The 14739-nt window shown below is 61.4% G+C and carries 13 protein-coding genes and 1 tRNA gene; 3 read left to right on the top strand and 11 right to left on the bottom strand.

Features of this window, described 5'->3' with window-relative positions:
* Positions 1-2 precede the first annotated feature (2 nt).
* From kdpC to IM739_RS24115, 4 genes are read right to left on the bottom strand one after another with little or no spacing between them, the layout of a single operon-like run.
* The gene (gene kdpC / locus IM739_RS02040) at positions 3-578 is read right to left on the bottom strand and encodes a potassium-transporting ATPase subunit KdpC (RefSeq protein ID WP_237369606.1); all 576 of its coding nucleotides are present in this window, start codon (positions 576-578) and stop codon (positions 3-5) included.
* 2 nt (positions 579-580) lie between these two features.
* Positions 581-2635 carry a potassium-transporting ATPase subunit KdpB gene (kdpB, locus tag IM739_RS02045; protein ID WP_237369607.1) on the bottom strand — a complete coding sequence of 685 codons (2055 nt, stop codon included), beginning with the start codon at positions 2633-2635 and terminating at the stop codon, positions 581-583.
* Positions 2636-2649: 14 nt separating this feature from the next.
* On the bottom strand, positions 2650-4359 hold the full coding sequence (kdpA, locus tag IM739_RS02050; protein WP_237369608.1) for a potassium-transporting ATPase subunit KdpA: 1710 nt from the start codon (positions 4357-4359) through the stop codon (positions 2650-2652).
* A 21-nt stretch (positions 4360-4380) separates the two neighbouring features.
* The gene (locus IM739_RS24115; protein WP_442981115.1) at positions 4381-4467 is read right to left on the bottom strand and encodes a potassium-transporting ATPase subunit F; all 87 of its coding nucleotides are present in this window, start codon (positions 4465-4467) and stop codon (positions 4381-4383) included.
* A 372-nt stretch (positions 4468-4839) separates the two neighbouring features.
* Between IM739_RS24115 and IM739_RS02055 the strand changes: the two genes are divergently transcribed.
* Both IM739_RS02055 and IM739_RS02060 read left to right on the top strand, forming a co-directional pair.
* A complete protein-coding gene (locus tag IM739_RS02055; protein WP_237369609.1) occupies positions 4840-6207 on the top strand; it encodes a UDP-glucose dehydrogenase family protein in 1368 nt (455 codons plus the stop codon).
* Positions 6204-7238, top strand: coding sequence for an NAD-dependent epimerase (locus tag IM739_RS02060; RefSeq protein WP_237369610.1), 1035 nt, complete (start codon positions 6204-6206; stop codon positions 7236-7238). The genes IM739_RS02055 and IM739_RS02060 overlap by 4 nt, the downstream gene beginning before the upstream one ends.
* A gap of 16 nt (positions 7239-7254) precedes the next feature.
* Here IM739_RS02060 and IM739_RS02065 read toward each other — a convergent pair whose 3' ends face one another.
* The 7 genes from IM739_RS02065 to IM739_RS02095 form a co-directional block, all read right to left on the bottom strand.
* Positions 7255-8325 (bottom strand): ABC transporter ATP-binding protein, encoded by a 1071-nt coding sequence (locus IM739_RS02065; protein WP_237369611.1) that lies wholly within the window; start codon positions 8323-8325, stop codon positions 7255-7257.
* Between the two features lie 4 nt (positions 8326-8329).
* Positions 8330-9163: a carbohydrate ABC transporter permease gene (locus IM739_RS02070; protein WP_237369612.1), complete on the bottom strand. Its 834-nt coding sequence runs from the start codon at positions 9161-9163 to the stop codon at positions 8330-8332.
* A 4-nt stretch (positions 9164-9167) separates the two neighbouring features.
* Complete coding sequence (locus tag IM739_RS02075) at positions 9168-10106, bottom strand: carbohydrate ABC transporter permease (protein WP_237369613.1); 939 nt, start codon at positions 10104-10106, stop codon at positions 9168-9170.
* A gap of 114 nt (positions 10107-10220) precedes the next feature.
* Positions 10221-11480, bottom strand: coding sequence for an ABC transporter substrate-binding protein (locus tag IM739_RS02080; protein ID WP_237369614.1), 1260 nt, complete (start codon positions 11478-11480; stop codon positions 10221-10223).
* A 39-nt stretch (positions 11481-11519) separates the two neighbouring features.
* Entirely contained in the window at positions 11520-12692 is a 1173-nt protein-coding gene (locus IM739_RS02085) for a PLP-dependent transferase (protein ID WP_237369615.1), read from the bottom strand.
* On the bottom strand, positions 12689-13411 hold the full coding sequence (locus tag IM739_RS02090; protein WP_237369616.1) for a FadR/GntR family transcriptional regulator: 723 nt from the start codon (positions 13409-13411) through the stop codon (positions 12689-12691). Before IM739_RS02090 ends, IM739_RS02085 begins: the two co-directional genes overlap by 4 nt.
* A 602-nt stretch (positions 13412-14013) precedes the next feature.
* Positions 14014-14103: transfer RNA gene (locus tag IM739_RS02095), tRNA-Ser, on the bottom strand.
* A gap of 285 nt (positions 14104-14388) precedes the next feature.
* Between IM739_RS02095 and rplU the strand changes: the two genes are divergently transcribed.
* Complete coding sequence (gene rplU, locus IM739_RS02100) at positions 14389-14703, top strand: 50S ribosomal protein L21 (protein ID WP_007604273.1); 315 nt, start codon at positions 14389-14391, stop codon at positions 14701-14703.
* Positions 14704-14739 lie beyond the last annotated feature (36 nt).

A 14739-nucleotide genomic window follows, 5' to 3' on the forward strand; every position in this document is an offset into this window, starting at 1 on the left:
CCTTATCTTGGCGCCCCGCCTGAATCGAGCGCCATGTTCAGTTGAAGGACATTGATCCTCGGCTCTCCGATAAGTCCGAACAGAGGCTGCTGAACCTGGGTTTCGACGATCGATGCGACATCCGCTAGCGGCATGCCGCGAGCCTGAGCAACGCGCCCGATCTGGCTCATCGCGTTGTCCGGCGAAATGTCGGGATCGAGACCGGAGCCGGACGAAGTCACCGCATCGGCCGGAACCTCGCCCGTACCACCGCCGGCCCGCCAGCCCTCGACCGCGACAGCCATCTGGTCACGGAGCTTCTGCGACGTCGGCGCGAGATTGGTGCCGCTCGAGGCAAGGCCGTTGTAGGCGGAACCGCCGGTCGCCGAAGGACGCGGCCAGAAATAACGATCGGCGGTGAATGCCTGGCCGATCAGTGCCGAACCGATGACCGTGTCGCCTTGACGAACGAGGCTGCCATTGGCCTGGGCCGGCATCAGCGCCTGCGCGGCACCTGTCATCGCCAGGGGATAGGCAAGACCGCAGAGACCGGTGAAGATGACCACCATGGAAATGGCGGGACGAAGATAAGACAGCATGGTTACACCCATTGAAGCGTGGTGATGGCGATATCGACAGCCTTGATGCCAATGAACGGCAGGACAAGGCCGCCAAGGCCGTAGACGAAGAGGTTGCGCCGCAGAAGCGCGGCGGCACCGACCGGGCGATAGGCAACGCCTTTCAGCGCCAGCGGGATCAGCGCGACGATGATCAGCGCGTTGAAGATGACCGCGGACAGGATCGCCGATTGCGGCGAGGCGAGCCCCATGACGTTGAGCGCCGCCAGCCCCGGATAGGCCGAGATGAACAGAGCCGGGATGATGGCGAAATATTTGGCCACGTCATTGGCGATCGAGAAGGTGGTCAGCGAACCGCGCGTCATCAGCAACTGCTTGCCGATCTCGACGATCTCGATCAGCTTGGTTGGGCTGGAGTCGAGATCGACCATGTTCGCCGCCTCCCGGGCCGCCTGCGTGCCGGTCTGCATGGCGACACCGACATCGGCCTGGGCCAGGGCCGGCGCATCATTGGTGCCGTCACCGCACATGGCGATCAACCGGCCGCCTTCCTGCGCCCTGCGGATATAGGCAAGCTTGTCTTCCGGCGTCGCCTGGGCAAGGAAGTCGTCGACGCCGGCCTCGGAGGCGATGGCCGCAGCCGTCACCGGATTGTCGCCCGTCACCATGACGGTGCGAATACCCATCGCACGCAGCGCCGCGAAGCGCTCCTTGATCCCCGGCTTGATCACATCCTTCAGGTGAATGACACCCAGCAAATGTGTGCCATCGGCAACGGCAAGCGGCGTACCACCCGATTGCGCGATACGGGCGACGGCATCGTTGAAGGCCTTCGGCGCGGATGCCTCATTAAGTTCGGCAAATTTCAGCACCGAATCGACAGCGCCCTTGCGCAGACGCTGGCCACCCATGTCGACACCCGAAAGTCGCGTCTCGGCACTAAAGGCGATCACGGCATCCGGAACAGTTTTCGGCTGGACCTGGCCATACTCGCCGGTGGCAAGCGCCACGATCGAGCGGCCTTCCGGCGTCTCGTCCGACAGGCTGGCGAGGAGGGCAGCCTTGGCCAACTCCTCCGGGGACACGCCCGGAACGGCCAGGAAGTCGCTTGCCATGCGGTTGCCGAAGGTGATCGTCCCGGTTTTGTCGAGCAGCAGCGTATCCACGTCGCCTGCGGCCTCGACCGCTCGACCGGAGGTCGCGATAACGTTGAACCGCACCAGGCGGTCCATGCCGGCAATGCCGATCGCCGACAGCAGGCCACCGATCGTCGTCGGGATGAGCGTCACGAGAAGCGCGGCCAGCACCGTGACCGACAGCAGAACGCCGGAATAGCTGGCCAGCCCGAACAGGGTCACGACAGCGATCACGAAGATCAGCGTCAGGCCCGACAACAGGATCGACAGGGCGATCTCGTTCGGCGTCTTCTGCCTTTCGGCGCCTTCGATCAGCGCGATCATGCGATCGACGAAGGAAGAGCCGGGTGCCACGGTGATCCGGATGCGGATTTCATCCGACAGCACCTGCGTGCCGCCGGTAACCGCCGAACGGTCGCCACCGGCTTCACGGATGACCGGCGCGGATTCACCCGTGATCGCGCTTTCGTTGACCGAGGCCACACCTTCGATCACTTCGCCATCGCCGGGAATGAGTTCGCCGGCGGCGACCACCACCACATCGCCGATCTTCAGCGATGTAGCTGGGATGGTGGTGATGTCGCGACCATTGCCGGTGACCTTGCGGGCGGAAAGTTCGCTCTTGGTCCGGCGCAGGCTGTCGGCCTGCGCCTTGCCGCGCCCTTCGGCAACGGCTTCGGCGAATGTGGCAAACAGCACGGTGAACCACAGCCACGCGGCGATCTGGCCCGAGAAAGCCGCCGGCATGCCGGAAGTGAGATCCCGCAGGAACAGGATCGTCACGACCGCGGCGACGATTTCGGTGACGAACATCACCGGATTGCGGATCATCTGGCGCGGATCGAGCTTGAGCACGGCATCCTTGAGCGCACCCTTGATGATCTTGGGCTCAAACAGTCTTTGGCTCGGCTTGGAGCCGGAAGTAGAATGGGACGGTGTCATGATGACAGCCTCTTTCAAAAGGTTTTGCCGGCGAGCATGCTGACATGCTCGGCAATGGGACCAAGCGCCAACGCCGGGAAATATTGCAATCCGCCAAGGATCAGGATGATGGCGACGAGCAGGCCGACGAAAAGCGGGGTGTGGGTCGGGAAGGTACCGGCCGAAGGCGTGCCGCGGGTCTTGCCGACCAGCGAACCGGCGATGGCAAGAACCGGCACGGCATAGGCGAAGCGGCCGAGCGCCATGGCGATGCCGAGCGTCGTGTTGTACCAGGGCGTGTTTGCCGAGAGACCGCCGAAAGCAGAGCCGTTGTTGCCGGCTGCAGACGTATAGGCATAGAGGATCTCGGACAGGCCATGCGGGCCGGCATTGCCGAGCGAGGCGATCGCCACCGGCAGCACGGCTGCAATCGCCGAAAAGCCGAGAATGGCAAACGGCAGCACGAGCACCGCCAGCATCGCATATTTCATCTCGCGGCCCTCGATCTTCTTGCCGAGGAATTCCGGCGTGCGGCCGACCATCAAGCCGGCGACGAAGACGGTAAGCACGCAAAAGATGATCAGGCCGTAAAGTCCCGAGCCGACGCCGCCAGGCAGGATCTCGCCGAGCTGGATCAGGAACATCGGCACAAGGCCGCCGAGTGCCGTCAACGACCCATGCATGGCATTGACGCCGCCATTCGAAATGCCGGTGGTGATCGCCACATAGGCGGCACTCATCGCCTGTCCGAAGCGGACCTCTTTGCCTTCCATGTTGCCAAGTGAAGGATCGAGCCCCAATGCCATATGGATAGGATTGCCATAGGTCTCAGCCACATAGACGGCAACGATGCCGGCAACCAGCAGGATGGCGACGCTGGCAAGCAACGCCCAGCCCTGGCGCACATCGCCGACCATCTTGCCGAAGGCATAGATCAGCGCGCTGGAAATCGACAGCATGGCCAGGATATTGAAATAGTTGCTGAGCGCCGACGGATTTTCGAACGGATGGGCCGCGTTGACGTTGAAGAAGCCGCCACCATTGGTGCCCAGCTGCTTGATTGCCTCCTGGCTGGCGACAGGGCCGAGACCGATAGCCTGCTGTGCACCTTCCAGCGTGGTCGCCGTCACCGATGCATCCATCGTCTGCGGCAGACCGAGCCAGATGAAGACGAGGGCGAGAACAATCGCCAGCGGCAGCAGGACATACAGCGTGGCGCGGGTCATATCGACCCAGAAATTGCCGAGCGTGTTGCCGGCCGAGCGCGCAAATGCGCGGGTGACAGCCAGCGCAATCGCGATACCGGTGGCAGCCGACAGGAAGTTCTGCACGGCAAGGCCGGCCATCTGCGAGAAATTGCTGACGGTCGTTTCACCGGCATAGGACTGCCAGTTGGTGTTGGTGACGAAACTGATCGCCGTGTTGAAGGCCAGGTCCGGCGCCATGCCGGCAAAACCCTGCTGGTTGTAGGGCAGATACGCCTGCAGGCGCAGGATCGCATAAAGCGCCAGGAAGCCCATGGCATTGAAGGCGAGCATGGCCAGCGTATAGGCAAGCCAGCCCTGCTCCCGGCGCGGGTCGACGCCGGAGGCCCAGAGCATGCCGCGTTCGACGGGCGCCAGAACGGGGGACAGGAATGTGCGCTCGCCCTCAAACACCCTTGCCAGATAGAGGCCGAGGGGCTTGATGGTGACGAGCGCGAGGATGAGCAGCAGGCCGATTTGCAGCCAACCGTTGGAAGACATGATGTGCTCCGGATGTGAGGTCTAGAATCGCTCGGGACGGATCAGCGTCACAACGAGATAGACTGAGATGAAGATCGCGGCCGTGAGGCCAAGGAGGGGTTCAAACATGGCAAACCTCACAAACGACCGAGAAGGCGTGCATACACAGCCAGGGCAGCGAAGCTGCCAAGGCCGAGCACAATGAACAAAAGATCGGTCACGACGGACTCCTGTTGTTGAATTCAGGCCGCACCATCGCGCCGATGCGCATTAAATCTCGATAGGGAATCCGGCGGCCCGATATAAGGATTTCATAAGGATGTCGTTTGGCCACGCTATCAGGACGCATTTTCACGACGGTGCGCCGACGGATCCGTTGGCGCTCCGATATCTACCATGCCGGGCGCTGGAATCTTGCCATCCCGGGGCACATGGCCTACGACCGGCAAGCATCCGCATCCAGCTTTGATTGAGCTTTGAGCCAAGGCAAGGAACCCATCAGTGAACGTTACGATCTTTGGAACAGGCTATGTCGGTTTGGTCACGGGTGCGTGCCTCGCGGATGTCGGCCACAATGTCATGTGCATGGACATCGATCAGGGTAAGATCGACCGGCTGAACAAGGGCGAGATTCCGATCTACGAACCGGGCCTGCAGGCGATCGTCGAGCGCAACATCAAGGATGGCACACTGCTGTTCACCACCGATGCGGCAAGGGCGGTGGCGCATGCGGACATGCAGTTCGTGGCCGTCGGCACGCCGCCGGATGAATCCGGGGCCGCAGACCTGCAATATGTGCTGTCGGTCGCCGAAACCATCGGCCGGACCATGGCGGGTTTCAAGCTGGTCGTCGTCAAATCGACGGTACCTGTCGGCACCTGCGACAAGGTCGCGGAACGCTTGAAAACCGTGCTGGGCGCACGCACCAACGCACCGGCGTTTGAAGTCGTGTCCAATCCTGAATTTCTGAAAGAGGGCGCCGCAGTCTCGGACTTCCTCAAGCCCGACCGCATCATCGTCGGTACGGATTCGGCAAAGGCCCGCACCATGATGGCCGAGCTCTACGAGCCGTTCAACCGCAATCATGAACGCACGATCTACATGGACCGTCGCTCGTCCGAGCTGACCAAATATGCCGCCAATGCCATGCTGGCGACGAAGATTTCCTTCATCAACGAGATCGCCAATCTGGCCGAGAAGCTGGGCGCCGACATTGAGCATGTGCGCCGCGGCATCGGAGCCGATCCGCGCATCGGCTATCATTTCATCTATCCCGGCATCGGCTATGGCGGTAGCTGCTTTCCGAAGGACGTGCAGGCCCTCGCCCGGACGGCACGGGAAGTCGGCTATGACGCCCATCTGATCGAGGCGGTCGAGGCGGTCAACAACCGCCAGAAACATCGGCTTTTCGACAAGATAGCCGGCCACTTCGGCGGCGAACGCAACCTCGCGGGCAAGACGGTTGCTATCTGGGGCCTGTCGTTCAAGCCCAATACCGACGATATGCGCGAAGCATCCAGCCGCGTATTGATGGAATCACTCTGGTCTGCCGGCGCCAGGATCAGGGCCTTCGACCCGGTTGCCGGCGAAGAAGCCGCACGCCTGTATGGGTCGCGCCCCGACATGGTCCTGGTGAAGGACAAGTATTCGGCCCTCGATGGCGCCGATGCGCTGGCCGTTTGCACGGAATGGCAGCAGTTCCGCGCACCTGACTTTGGCGAAATGGCCTTGCGCATGCAGGCAAAGACCATCTTCGACGGTCGCAATCTCTTTGCCCCCGAAAGGCTTCGCGATGACGGCTGGACCTATCTGAGCATCGGCCGCGCCCCCGCCCTGCCGCGACTGCATGCCGTGGAGCAGGCACGATGAAAGTCCTCGTGACCGGCAATGCGGGCTTCATCGGCTATCACGTCGCCAAGCGGTTGATCGAACGCGGCGACGAGGTGGTCGGCTTCGATGTCGTCAACGACTACTATGATCCTGCCTTGAAGGAGGCGCGACTGGCGCTGCTCAACGAAGCGGCAGGCAGGCAGGGTGGCCGCTATAGCTTCATTCGCGCCAATCTTGCCGATCGCACCGCCGTGGAAACCTGCTTTGCCGATCATAGCTTCGATCGGGTCATCCATTTGGCGGCACAGGCCGGCATTCGCTACAGCCTGGAAAACCCCCATTCCTATGTCGAAAGCAACCTGATCGGCTTCACCAATATTCTGGAGGCCTGCCGGCATGCGCAGGTCGCCCACCTGACCTATGCCTCCACGTCGAGCGTCTATGGCGCGAACACGAAGATGCCGTTCAGCGAGCACGACATGGCGGATCATCCGCTGCAGTTCTACGCCGCCACCAAGCGTGCCAACGAATTGATGGCACACAGCTATTCACATCTCTTCGCCATGCCGACCACTGGCCTGCGCTTCTTCACCGTCTACGGTCCGTGGGGTCGCCCGGATATGGCGCTGTTCAAGTTCACCGGGAATATCCTCGAAGGCCAGCCGATCACAGTCTTCAACAACGGCAATCACACCCGCGATTTCACCTATATCGACGACATCGTCGAAGGCGTGATCCGCGCCAGCGACGCGATCGCACAGGCCAACCCCGACTGGGACGGAAGCCGGCAGGATCCCGCATCGAGCTTTGCACCCTTCCGCCTCTACAACATCGGCAACAGCGAACCGGTGAACCTCATTGCCTATATCGAGGCCCTTGAACGGGCGTTGGGACAGACGGCAATCAGGCAAATGCTGCCGCGCCAGCCGGGCGACGCGCTCGACACCTATGCCGATGTTAGCGATCTCATCCGCGAGCTCGGCTATCGGCCGACCGTTTCCGTCGATGAGGGCGTCCGTCGTTTTGTCGACTGGTACCGTGACTTCTACAAGGCCGGAAAACCCGCCTGAAGTGAGCCTTCCAAGGTTAGACCTTGTCGCCGGCCTCGTTGAAGAAATGCAGGTTGGCAACCGGCAGTCCGACCGAGACCTCACCCTGCATGCCGAGGAAGCGCCGGTCGAGTGTAAACGCCTTGAAGGCGACCGGGCCGAGCTTGAGATGCACGATGATGCCGAAGCCGGTCGGCTCGACGAGATCGACCCTTGCCTTGAACAAATCGGGCCCTTCCGCACCGAGGACGACATGCTCCGGCCGTATACCGAGCGTAGCAGCACTACCGTCGGGAAGATTGGCCGTGGCGCCGAGCGGCAGGACGACACCGCCGTCGAGGGTGAATTCCGCGGCATCCCCGCTGGTCCGGTAGCGGCCCTCGAAAAAGTTCATGCCCGGCGATCCGATGAAGCCGGCGACGAACAGGTTGGCCGGACGGTCATAGAGCTCGAGCGGGCTGCCGACCTGCTGGATCACGCCGCCATGCATGGCGACAATCCGGTCGGCAAGCGTCATCGCCTCGATCTGGTCATGGGTGACGTAGATCGAAGTGGCACCAAGATCCTTGTGCAGCTTCTTGATCTCGGCACGCATCTGTTCGCGCAGACGCGCATCGAGGTTGGATAGCGGTTCGTCGAACAGGAAGGCTTTCGGTTCGCGCACGATGGCGCGCCCCATGGCGACACGCTGCCGCTGGCCACCGGACAGCGCCTTCGGACGCCGCGCCATCAGCGGATCGAGCCCGAGCTTGCCGGCGGCATTGGCAACCACGGAGGCGATCTTCTCCTTGGCGATCTTCCGCAGTCGCAGGCTGTAGCTCATGTTGCTGGCCACGCTCATATGCGGGTAGAGCGCATAGGATTGGAACACCATGGCAATGTCGCGATCTTTCGGCGCGAGATCGTTGACCCGTTTGCCGTCGATGCGGATTTCGCCATCGGTGACACCCTCAAGCCCGGCGATCATTCGCAAGAGCGTGGACTTGCCGCAACCGGAAGGGCCGACCAGCACGACGAATTCACCATCCTTGATCTCCAGGTCGATGCCATGCAGCACCGGGTGGATGCCGTAGGACTTGCGGACGTCGGCAATATCGATGGATGCCATGGGATCAGCCTTTCACGGCGCCGGCCGTCAGGCCCTGCACGAGATAACGTTGGATCAACAGGAAGAACAGGCAGGCGGGTATCAGCGCCATGACGCCCGCCGCCATCATCTGTCCGAAATCGACCGAGAATTTCGAGACAAAGGACAAGAGGCCGACCGGGAAGGTTGCCGCAGCATTGCCCGAAATCAGCATCAGCGAAAACAGCAGCTCGCTCCACGCCGCGGTGAAGACGAAGCCGAGAGTCGCCGCGATGCCGGGCAGCGTCAGCGGCAGGATGATCTCACGAAACGCCACGAACTGCGTCGCGCCGTCGATCATCGCCGCCTCCTCGAGGTCCTTCGGAATGCCGTCGAAAAACGACTGCATCAGGAACGTGGCAAACGGCACGTTGAACGCGGTGTAGACGATGACGAGACCGGTCAGGCTGTTGGTCAGGCCGAGCGGCGACAGCATCTTGAAGATCGGCGCGACCAGCATCACCAGCGGGAACATCTGGGTCAGCAGCATCAACGTCACGATCCAGTATTTGCCCCGGAAGGTGAACCGCGACATCGCATAGCCGGCAAGCGAGGCAAGCACCGTGACGATGATCGCTGTCGATCCCGAAACGATCAGGCTGTTCTTGAAGAAGATCGGAAAGTCGCTGTGGCGCAGGACAAATTCGAAATGCTCGAACGTGGTCCGCGACGGCCACATGCGGATACCCTCGGAATACAGCAGCTTGTTGGGTGTGACCGAGACCTTGAGCAGCCAGTAGAGCGGGAAGAGCGCAAAGACCACATAGCCGAGAATGGCCAGTCGATGGGCGAGGATGGAGACTACACGTGTGCCGGTCATGGTCTCAATCCTTGCTCAACAGCCATTGCCGCAACACGACGATCAGCATCGAATAGGTGATCAGCAACACGAGCAGCACCAGTGCGATGGCCGAGGCGTAACCGAAATCCAGCCGTTTGAAGGCCTGGGTGAAGATGTAGCTGGCGACGATCTGGCTGCGATCGGCCGGCCCGCCATTGGTCATGACGATGATCAGGTCGGCGAAATTGGAAATCCATACCGTGCGCAAGAGAACCGTGATGGCAATGGTCGGCGCGAGAAATGGCAGGGTGATCGACACGAAGCGCTGGACCGGACCGGCACCGTCAATGCTGGCTGCCTCGTAGAGATCCCGCGGGATTGCCTGCAGCGCTGCCAGCAGCGTGATGGCGAAGAACGGAATGCCCCACCAGACATTGGCGATGATCGGGCCCCACATCGAGAGCTGCGGGTCGGCGAGGATATTGGCCGGCTCGCTCATCAGCCCGAGCGCAAACAGCCAATGGGGCAGAGGGCCGACCAGCGGATTGAACAGCCAAGCCCAGTTGAGGCCGGCGAGGAAGCTCGGCACGGCCCAGGGCAGGAAGACCAGCGCCTGGACGACACCGCGGCCATAGAACGGCTTGTCGAGCAGAAGCGCCAGCGTCAGGCCGAAGATGAATTGCAAAACGACCGACCAGCCCGTCCACCACAGCGTGTTTCTCAGCGCCCGATAGAAATTCTCGTCCTTGGCCAGCGTGGCAAAATGATCGAGGCCGATGAAGCCACCGGAAAACGGCTTGAGCAGCTGGATATCCCGGAACGCATAGGAAATGCCCAGGATCAGCGGCACCAGCATCACGGTGACGATGAGGATCAGCGCCGGTGCGCTGTAGAGATAGGGCGCGGATGCATCCGCCAGTCGCTTTTTCAGCGGTCGCTGGTCTCTTGGTGAGCCGCCGCCACGGGCTGCAAGTGAAGCCATCGTCAAGAATCCGTTTCGCGGCGAGCCGATGCCGGCGGGCCGTGTTTTCAGTCGGAAAGGAGCCGGCAGGCAGCGGGTTCGAGGCCGCCGCCTGCCGGTCGTCGTTGGCGAGCCTTATTTGCTCGCCAGGAACTTCTGCTGAGCGGTCGTCAGGTATTCGGCCCATTGCTTGGCCAGCTCTTCCGGCGTGATGTCGCCGAGCAGGGCTTCCTGCGTGGTCTTGATCGCCAGCGAATCCTTGAAATAGGCGAACTCTTCCAGGTAGGTCGGCATGACGGTCGGAACGGCATCCTTGTCAGCCAGTTCGTCGAACCACCCCTTGAACTGTTCGCCGGCATAGAAGGGATCCTTCTCGGCCACCTTCAGCGCCGGAAGGGCGCCGATCCGCTTGTTCCACTCGATATTGCCTTCCGGGCCTTCAAGCGTCGCGATCAGCTTCCAGGACAGATCCTTGTTGGCGCTGGCCGACATCATCGACCAGCCGGCATAGCCGATCGTCGGGAAGGACTTGCCGGCCGGACCCTTCGGCATCGGCACGACCGCGTAGTCGGCGGCATCCATACGCTCGCTGATGGCGATCAGCGCGTCCGGATCCTGGTCGAGCATGGCGCAGGTTCCGGTGTAGAAGCCGGCGACGATCTCGTTGAAGCCCCAGTTGACGCTGTCCTTCGGGGCATAACCCTTCTTGTACAGGTCAACGACCCATTCGATGCCCTTGATCCAGTCCGGTTCGCTGAACTTCGAGGTGCCGTCGGCGTTGAAGAATTCGTTGTTGCCGGCCATCGTGGCGGCAAACATCATCCAGCCGTTAAGGCCGCCCGGGCCGCCGCGCAGGCAGTAGCCGTATTTGCCGGGCAGCTTGGAGATCTTCTCCGATGCCGCAACGAATTCGTCCATCGTCTTCGGTGGGCCGTCGACGCCGGCTTCCGCGAAGATCTTCTTGTTGTAGAACATGGCGCGCAGATAGAAGCCGTAAGGCAGCATATAGGCGGTATCCTTGACGTCGCGGCCGAGTTCCAGCGCGCGGTCCGTCATTCCGGCCGTGTGTTCCCAATCCTTCAGATAGGGCTCGAGGCTCTCCAGCATGCCATTGTTGGCATAAAGCGACAGCCAGGTGTCGGGCATTTCCATAACGTCGGGAATTTCGCCGGCCGAAACCATGGTGGCGAATTTCTGGAAGGCTTCGCCCCAGGGCAGCGAGATGATCTCGACCTTGGTGCCGGGGTTTGCGGCTTCGAACTTGCCGACGATCGATTTCAGCGTTTCCGTGCGTTCCGGGCTGGTGATCACTTCGACCAGCTTCAGCGTCGTGTCGGCCATGGCCGTTCCGGCCATCATGGTGGCGAACAATGTCGCCGTAATCAGTTTTTTCATTGTTTATTCCCCTCTGTTTCGATGTTGCTTGTCGTGGTGTCAGCCAGACGAAGCGGCAGTGATCGCCGCGTCGAGATCGCTCCAGAGGGCCTCCGTTCCCTCCAGGCCGACATGGAGCCGTACCGACCGCGGGCTGATGCCGAAGGCTTCCGCGGAATTGGGTTGCGCTTTTTGTGACAGGACGACTTCGCCCGGCACGATCAGGCTTTCGTGCCCGCCCCAGCTCACACCCAGCTTGAACAGCTTGAGATGATCGGCGAAGGTGCGCACATTGACGCCTTCCTTGAAGATGAAGGAAAACAGGCCGGACGTACCGGACAGGCCGGGCGGCAATTGGTTGGCGAGCCCCGGATAGCAGACCGTTTCCACCGCATCGTGCCCCTGCAGCCGCCGGGCGATCGCAACCGTCGAGGTCTCGTGCGCCCGCATCCGGATCGGCAGGGTGCGCAGGCCGCGGATCAGCAGCCATGCATCGAACGGCGAGAGCTTGCCGCCGAGATAGGGATAGGCCTCTGCCCGGATCCGGCCGATCAGTTCCTTCGAACCGGCCACGACGCCGGCGACAACGTCACTATGGCCGCCGAGATATTTCGAGGCGGAATGAATGACCAGATCGACACCCAGGGCGATCGGCTGCTGGAAGATCGGGCTCGACCAGCTGTTGTCGATCGTGGTGATCACGCCGTGGCGTCTGGCAAGCGCCGCAAGCGCCCTGACATCATGGGTCTGCATCACCCAGCTGGTCGGGCTCTCCATGTAGAAGAGCTTGGCGCCCGGCAAGGCCCTGGCCACCTCTTCCTCGTCACGCCCGTCGACATAGGTCACCTCGACCTTCATGCGCTTCAAAAACGTGCCGAACAGCCGGAAGGCATCCGGATAGAGATGCTTGACCGCGACGATCCTGTCGCCCGGCTCGACAAACGACAGGACGGTCGACGAGATCGCCGACATGCCGCTGGCAAAGCCGATCGCGTCTTCGGCGCCTTCGAGTTTCGCCAGCATCTCCTCGAACATCCGCACGGTCGGATTGAGGCCGCGCGTATAGATCGGCCGGACCTTCTCGCCGCGATAGGACGCGACCATGTCGTCATAGTCGGCAAAGGTGAAAAGCGATGTCTGCACGATCGGCGGAACGACCGCATCATAGGCATTTCCCTCGTCATGGGCGACGATGAGGGAGGCATTCTCGAACGGATCAAAGCCGTTGCTCATTGGGACATTTCCTTGATGTCTTGCTCGACGATGTCGAGGATCTTCAGTGTCTCGGCGCGGGCAGCCTCGGGATCCTGGTCCGCGATCGCGTTGAACAGGGTGCGGTGGAACGGGAAGGACCTGCGGGCAAAGTCCGGCCGGTCGAATGGCTTGTCCCAGAACCGCTCGAAGGCTTCGCGCATCTGCTCGAGCAACTGGCGAAACAGCGGATTATGGGTCGCATCATAGATGGCGAGGTGAAACTGCAGGTCCTCGGGCCCGGACGTGCCCTTGGACAGATGCACCCGCTCCATTTCGTTGAGCTTCGCCTCGATGTCCTTGAGGTCTTCGGCGCTGCGCATGCGGGCGGCCACCATGCCGGCCTCCGCCTCGATGCCGCGGCGAACCTCGAGCGTCTTGAGCAGCACGTCGCGCAGATGCGCGGTCTCCAGCGACAGCGGCATATGGATCGTGGTGCCGGAGATCGGCTTGAGCAGATAGGTGCCGCTGCCCTTGCGCGCTTCGACGACACCGAGCGCCTGGAAATGCCGGATCACCTCGCGGATGGTCGAACGACCGACCGCCAAGGCCAGCATCAGTTCGCGCTCTGCCGGCAAGCGGTCGCCCGGGACGAGATTGGAGCCCTTGATGTAGTCGGCAAGAGCAGCCGTAACCTGCTGCACCCGATCAACCGGAGGCAGCGGCGACAATACCGCCCTATCATCCCTTTGCCTGCTCATCAGCGCCGCGTCTTTCAGCTCAATTGGTCTGACATCTGATCAATAGTGCAAATTGCACGGAGCGCGTCAAGCCCTCGATGCCGCCTGCGCGACGCCGAAAAGACCGTTTCAAAATCAGCCAAAGCGCAGACAGCTACGGCACCGGGCCCGCGAACCGCGGAAGCCCAGACCTCACCCGAAAGCTAAACTGAAATCTACCGAAGCGCCGACGCTCGCAATCGCCGCCCAAACTCCCCCGACAGCCGATCCCGCAGACAACGGTCAAGCAAAACGCCAACCAAGCCTGTACCGATTGCGCCCCGCCAAACATCAACGAACCGTCAGTGAACGGACTTCCCAATCACCGACCACCGACTTGCTTGCATGCGTCTATTTGCAAGCGATCACCATTTCGCACGAATCGGCCGCGCGGGAACCCCGCAACCAATAGGGCCGGCACCGGGCACCTGCCTTCTCAGCTCAATTCAGCATGATTGCGGATACATCGACCAGGAACAAAGAGTGCCGCCAACCATCGACCACCCGTTCGGCACGAGGTTGTCACCCATGCCTTAGTAGGTACAGGATGTTACCTATGTCTTCGTTATGGACATGTAAGAATATGGCGGAGAGGGTGGGATTCGAACCCACGATACGGTTGCCCGTATGCCGCATTTCGAGTGCGGTGCTTTCGACCACTCAGCCACCTCTCCGCTTTGCTGGTCGGCGCAAGTTGTGCGCGGGCTGTCTCTTAGCGACAGTTCACCCCCCTTGCAAGAGCGAATGTGACGGTTTCAGAAGCTTTTATCTTGACAGCCTCAGGGGCCTCACGTATGCGACCCATGACTTAGAGCGTGGGATACCTGCGCCTTTCGTTCTTCGCCAAAGGCGGAGCCCACCGGCAGGACAAAGGCGCATGCGTCGTTCTGCCATCCGACTGACAAAAAGACGGCCGTCCGAAAAGGACAAGAGCCGGAACGAACATGAAAGGATAAAAAATGTTCGCAGTCATCAAGACCGGCGGTAAGCAGTACCGCGTGAACGCCAACGACGTGCTGACCATCGAAAAGCTGGAAGCCGAAGCTGGTGCAACCATCGAATTCACCGAGGTTCTCGTTGTCGGCGAAGGTGCTGATGCCACGTTTGGCGCACCCTTCGTTGCTGGCGCGTCCGTCAAGGCAGAAGTTGTCGAACACAACCGTGGCAAGAAGGTCATCGCGTTCAAGAAGCGCCGTCGCCAGAATTCCAAGCGCACGCGCGGTCATCGCCAGCATCACACGGTCGTCCGTATCACGGACATCGTGGCAGCCTAACGGTCAACGAGAAACACGGTTTAAAGGAGAAATCCC

Source organism: Rhizobium sp. SL42 (assembly GCF_021729845.1).
Taxonomy (GTDB): domain Bacteria; phylum Pseudomonadota; class Alphaproteobacteria; order Rhizobiales; family Rhizobiaceae; genus Allorhizobium.

What these genes read in the sequence shown, in the direction of transcription:
- kdpC (WP_237369606.1), bottom strand. Translation starts at nt 578, where the DNA reads ATGCTGTCTTATCTTCGTCCCGCCATTTCCATGGTGGTCATCTTCACC.
- kdpB (WP_237369607.1), bottom strand. Translation starts at nt 2,635, where the DNA reads ATGACACCGTCCCATTCTACTTCCGGCTCCAAGCCGAGCCAAAGACTG.
- kdpA (WP_237369608.1), bottom strand. Translation starts at nt 4,359, where the DNA reads ATGTCTTCCAACGGTTGGCTGCAAATCGGCCTGCTGCTCATCCTCGCG.
- IM739_RS24115 (WP_442981115.1), bottom strand. Translation starts at nt 4,467, where the DNA reads ATGTTTGAACCCCTCCTTGGCCTCACGGCCGCGATCTTCATCTCAGTC.
- IM739_RS02060 (WP_237369610.1), top strand. Translation starts at nt 6,204, where the DNA reads ATGAAAGTCCTCGTGACCGGCAATGCGGGCTTCATCGGCTATCACGTC.
- IM739_RS02065 (WP_237369611.1), bottom strand. Translation starts at nt 8,325, where the DNA reads ATGGCATCCATCGATATTGCCGACGTCCGCAAGTCCTACGGCATCCAC.
- IM739_RS02070 (WP_237369612.1), bottom strand. Translation starts at nt 9,163, where the DNA reads ATGACCGGCACACGTGTAGTCTCCATCCTCGCCCATCGACTGGCCATT.
- IM739_RS02075 (WP_237369613.1), bottom strand. Translation starts at nt 10,106, where the DNA reads ATGGCTTCACTTGCAGCCCGTGGCGGCGGCTCACCAAGAGACCAGCGA.
- IM739_RS02080 (WP_237369614.1), bottom strand. Translation starts at nt 11,480, where the DNA reads ATGAAAAAACTGATTACGGCGACATTGTTCGCCACCATGATGGCCGGA.
- IM739_RS02085 (WP_237369615.1), bottom strand. Translation starts at nt 12,692, where the DNA reads ATGAGCAACGGCTTTGATCCGTTCGAGAATGCCTCCCTCATCGTCGCC.
- IM739_RS02090 (WP_237369616.1), bottom strand. Translation starts at nt 13,411, where the DNA reads ATGAGCAGGCAAAGGGATGATAGGGCGGTATTGTCGCCGCTGCCTCCG.
- rplU (WP_007604273.1), top strand. Translation starts at nt 14,389, where the DNA reads ATGTTCGCAGTCATCAAGACCGGCGGTAAGCAGTACCGCGTGAACGCC.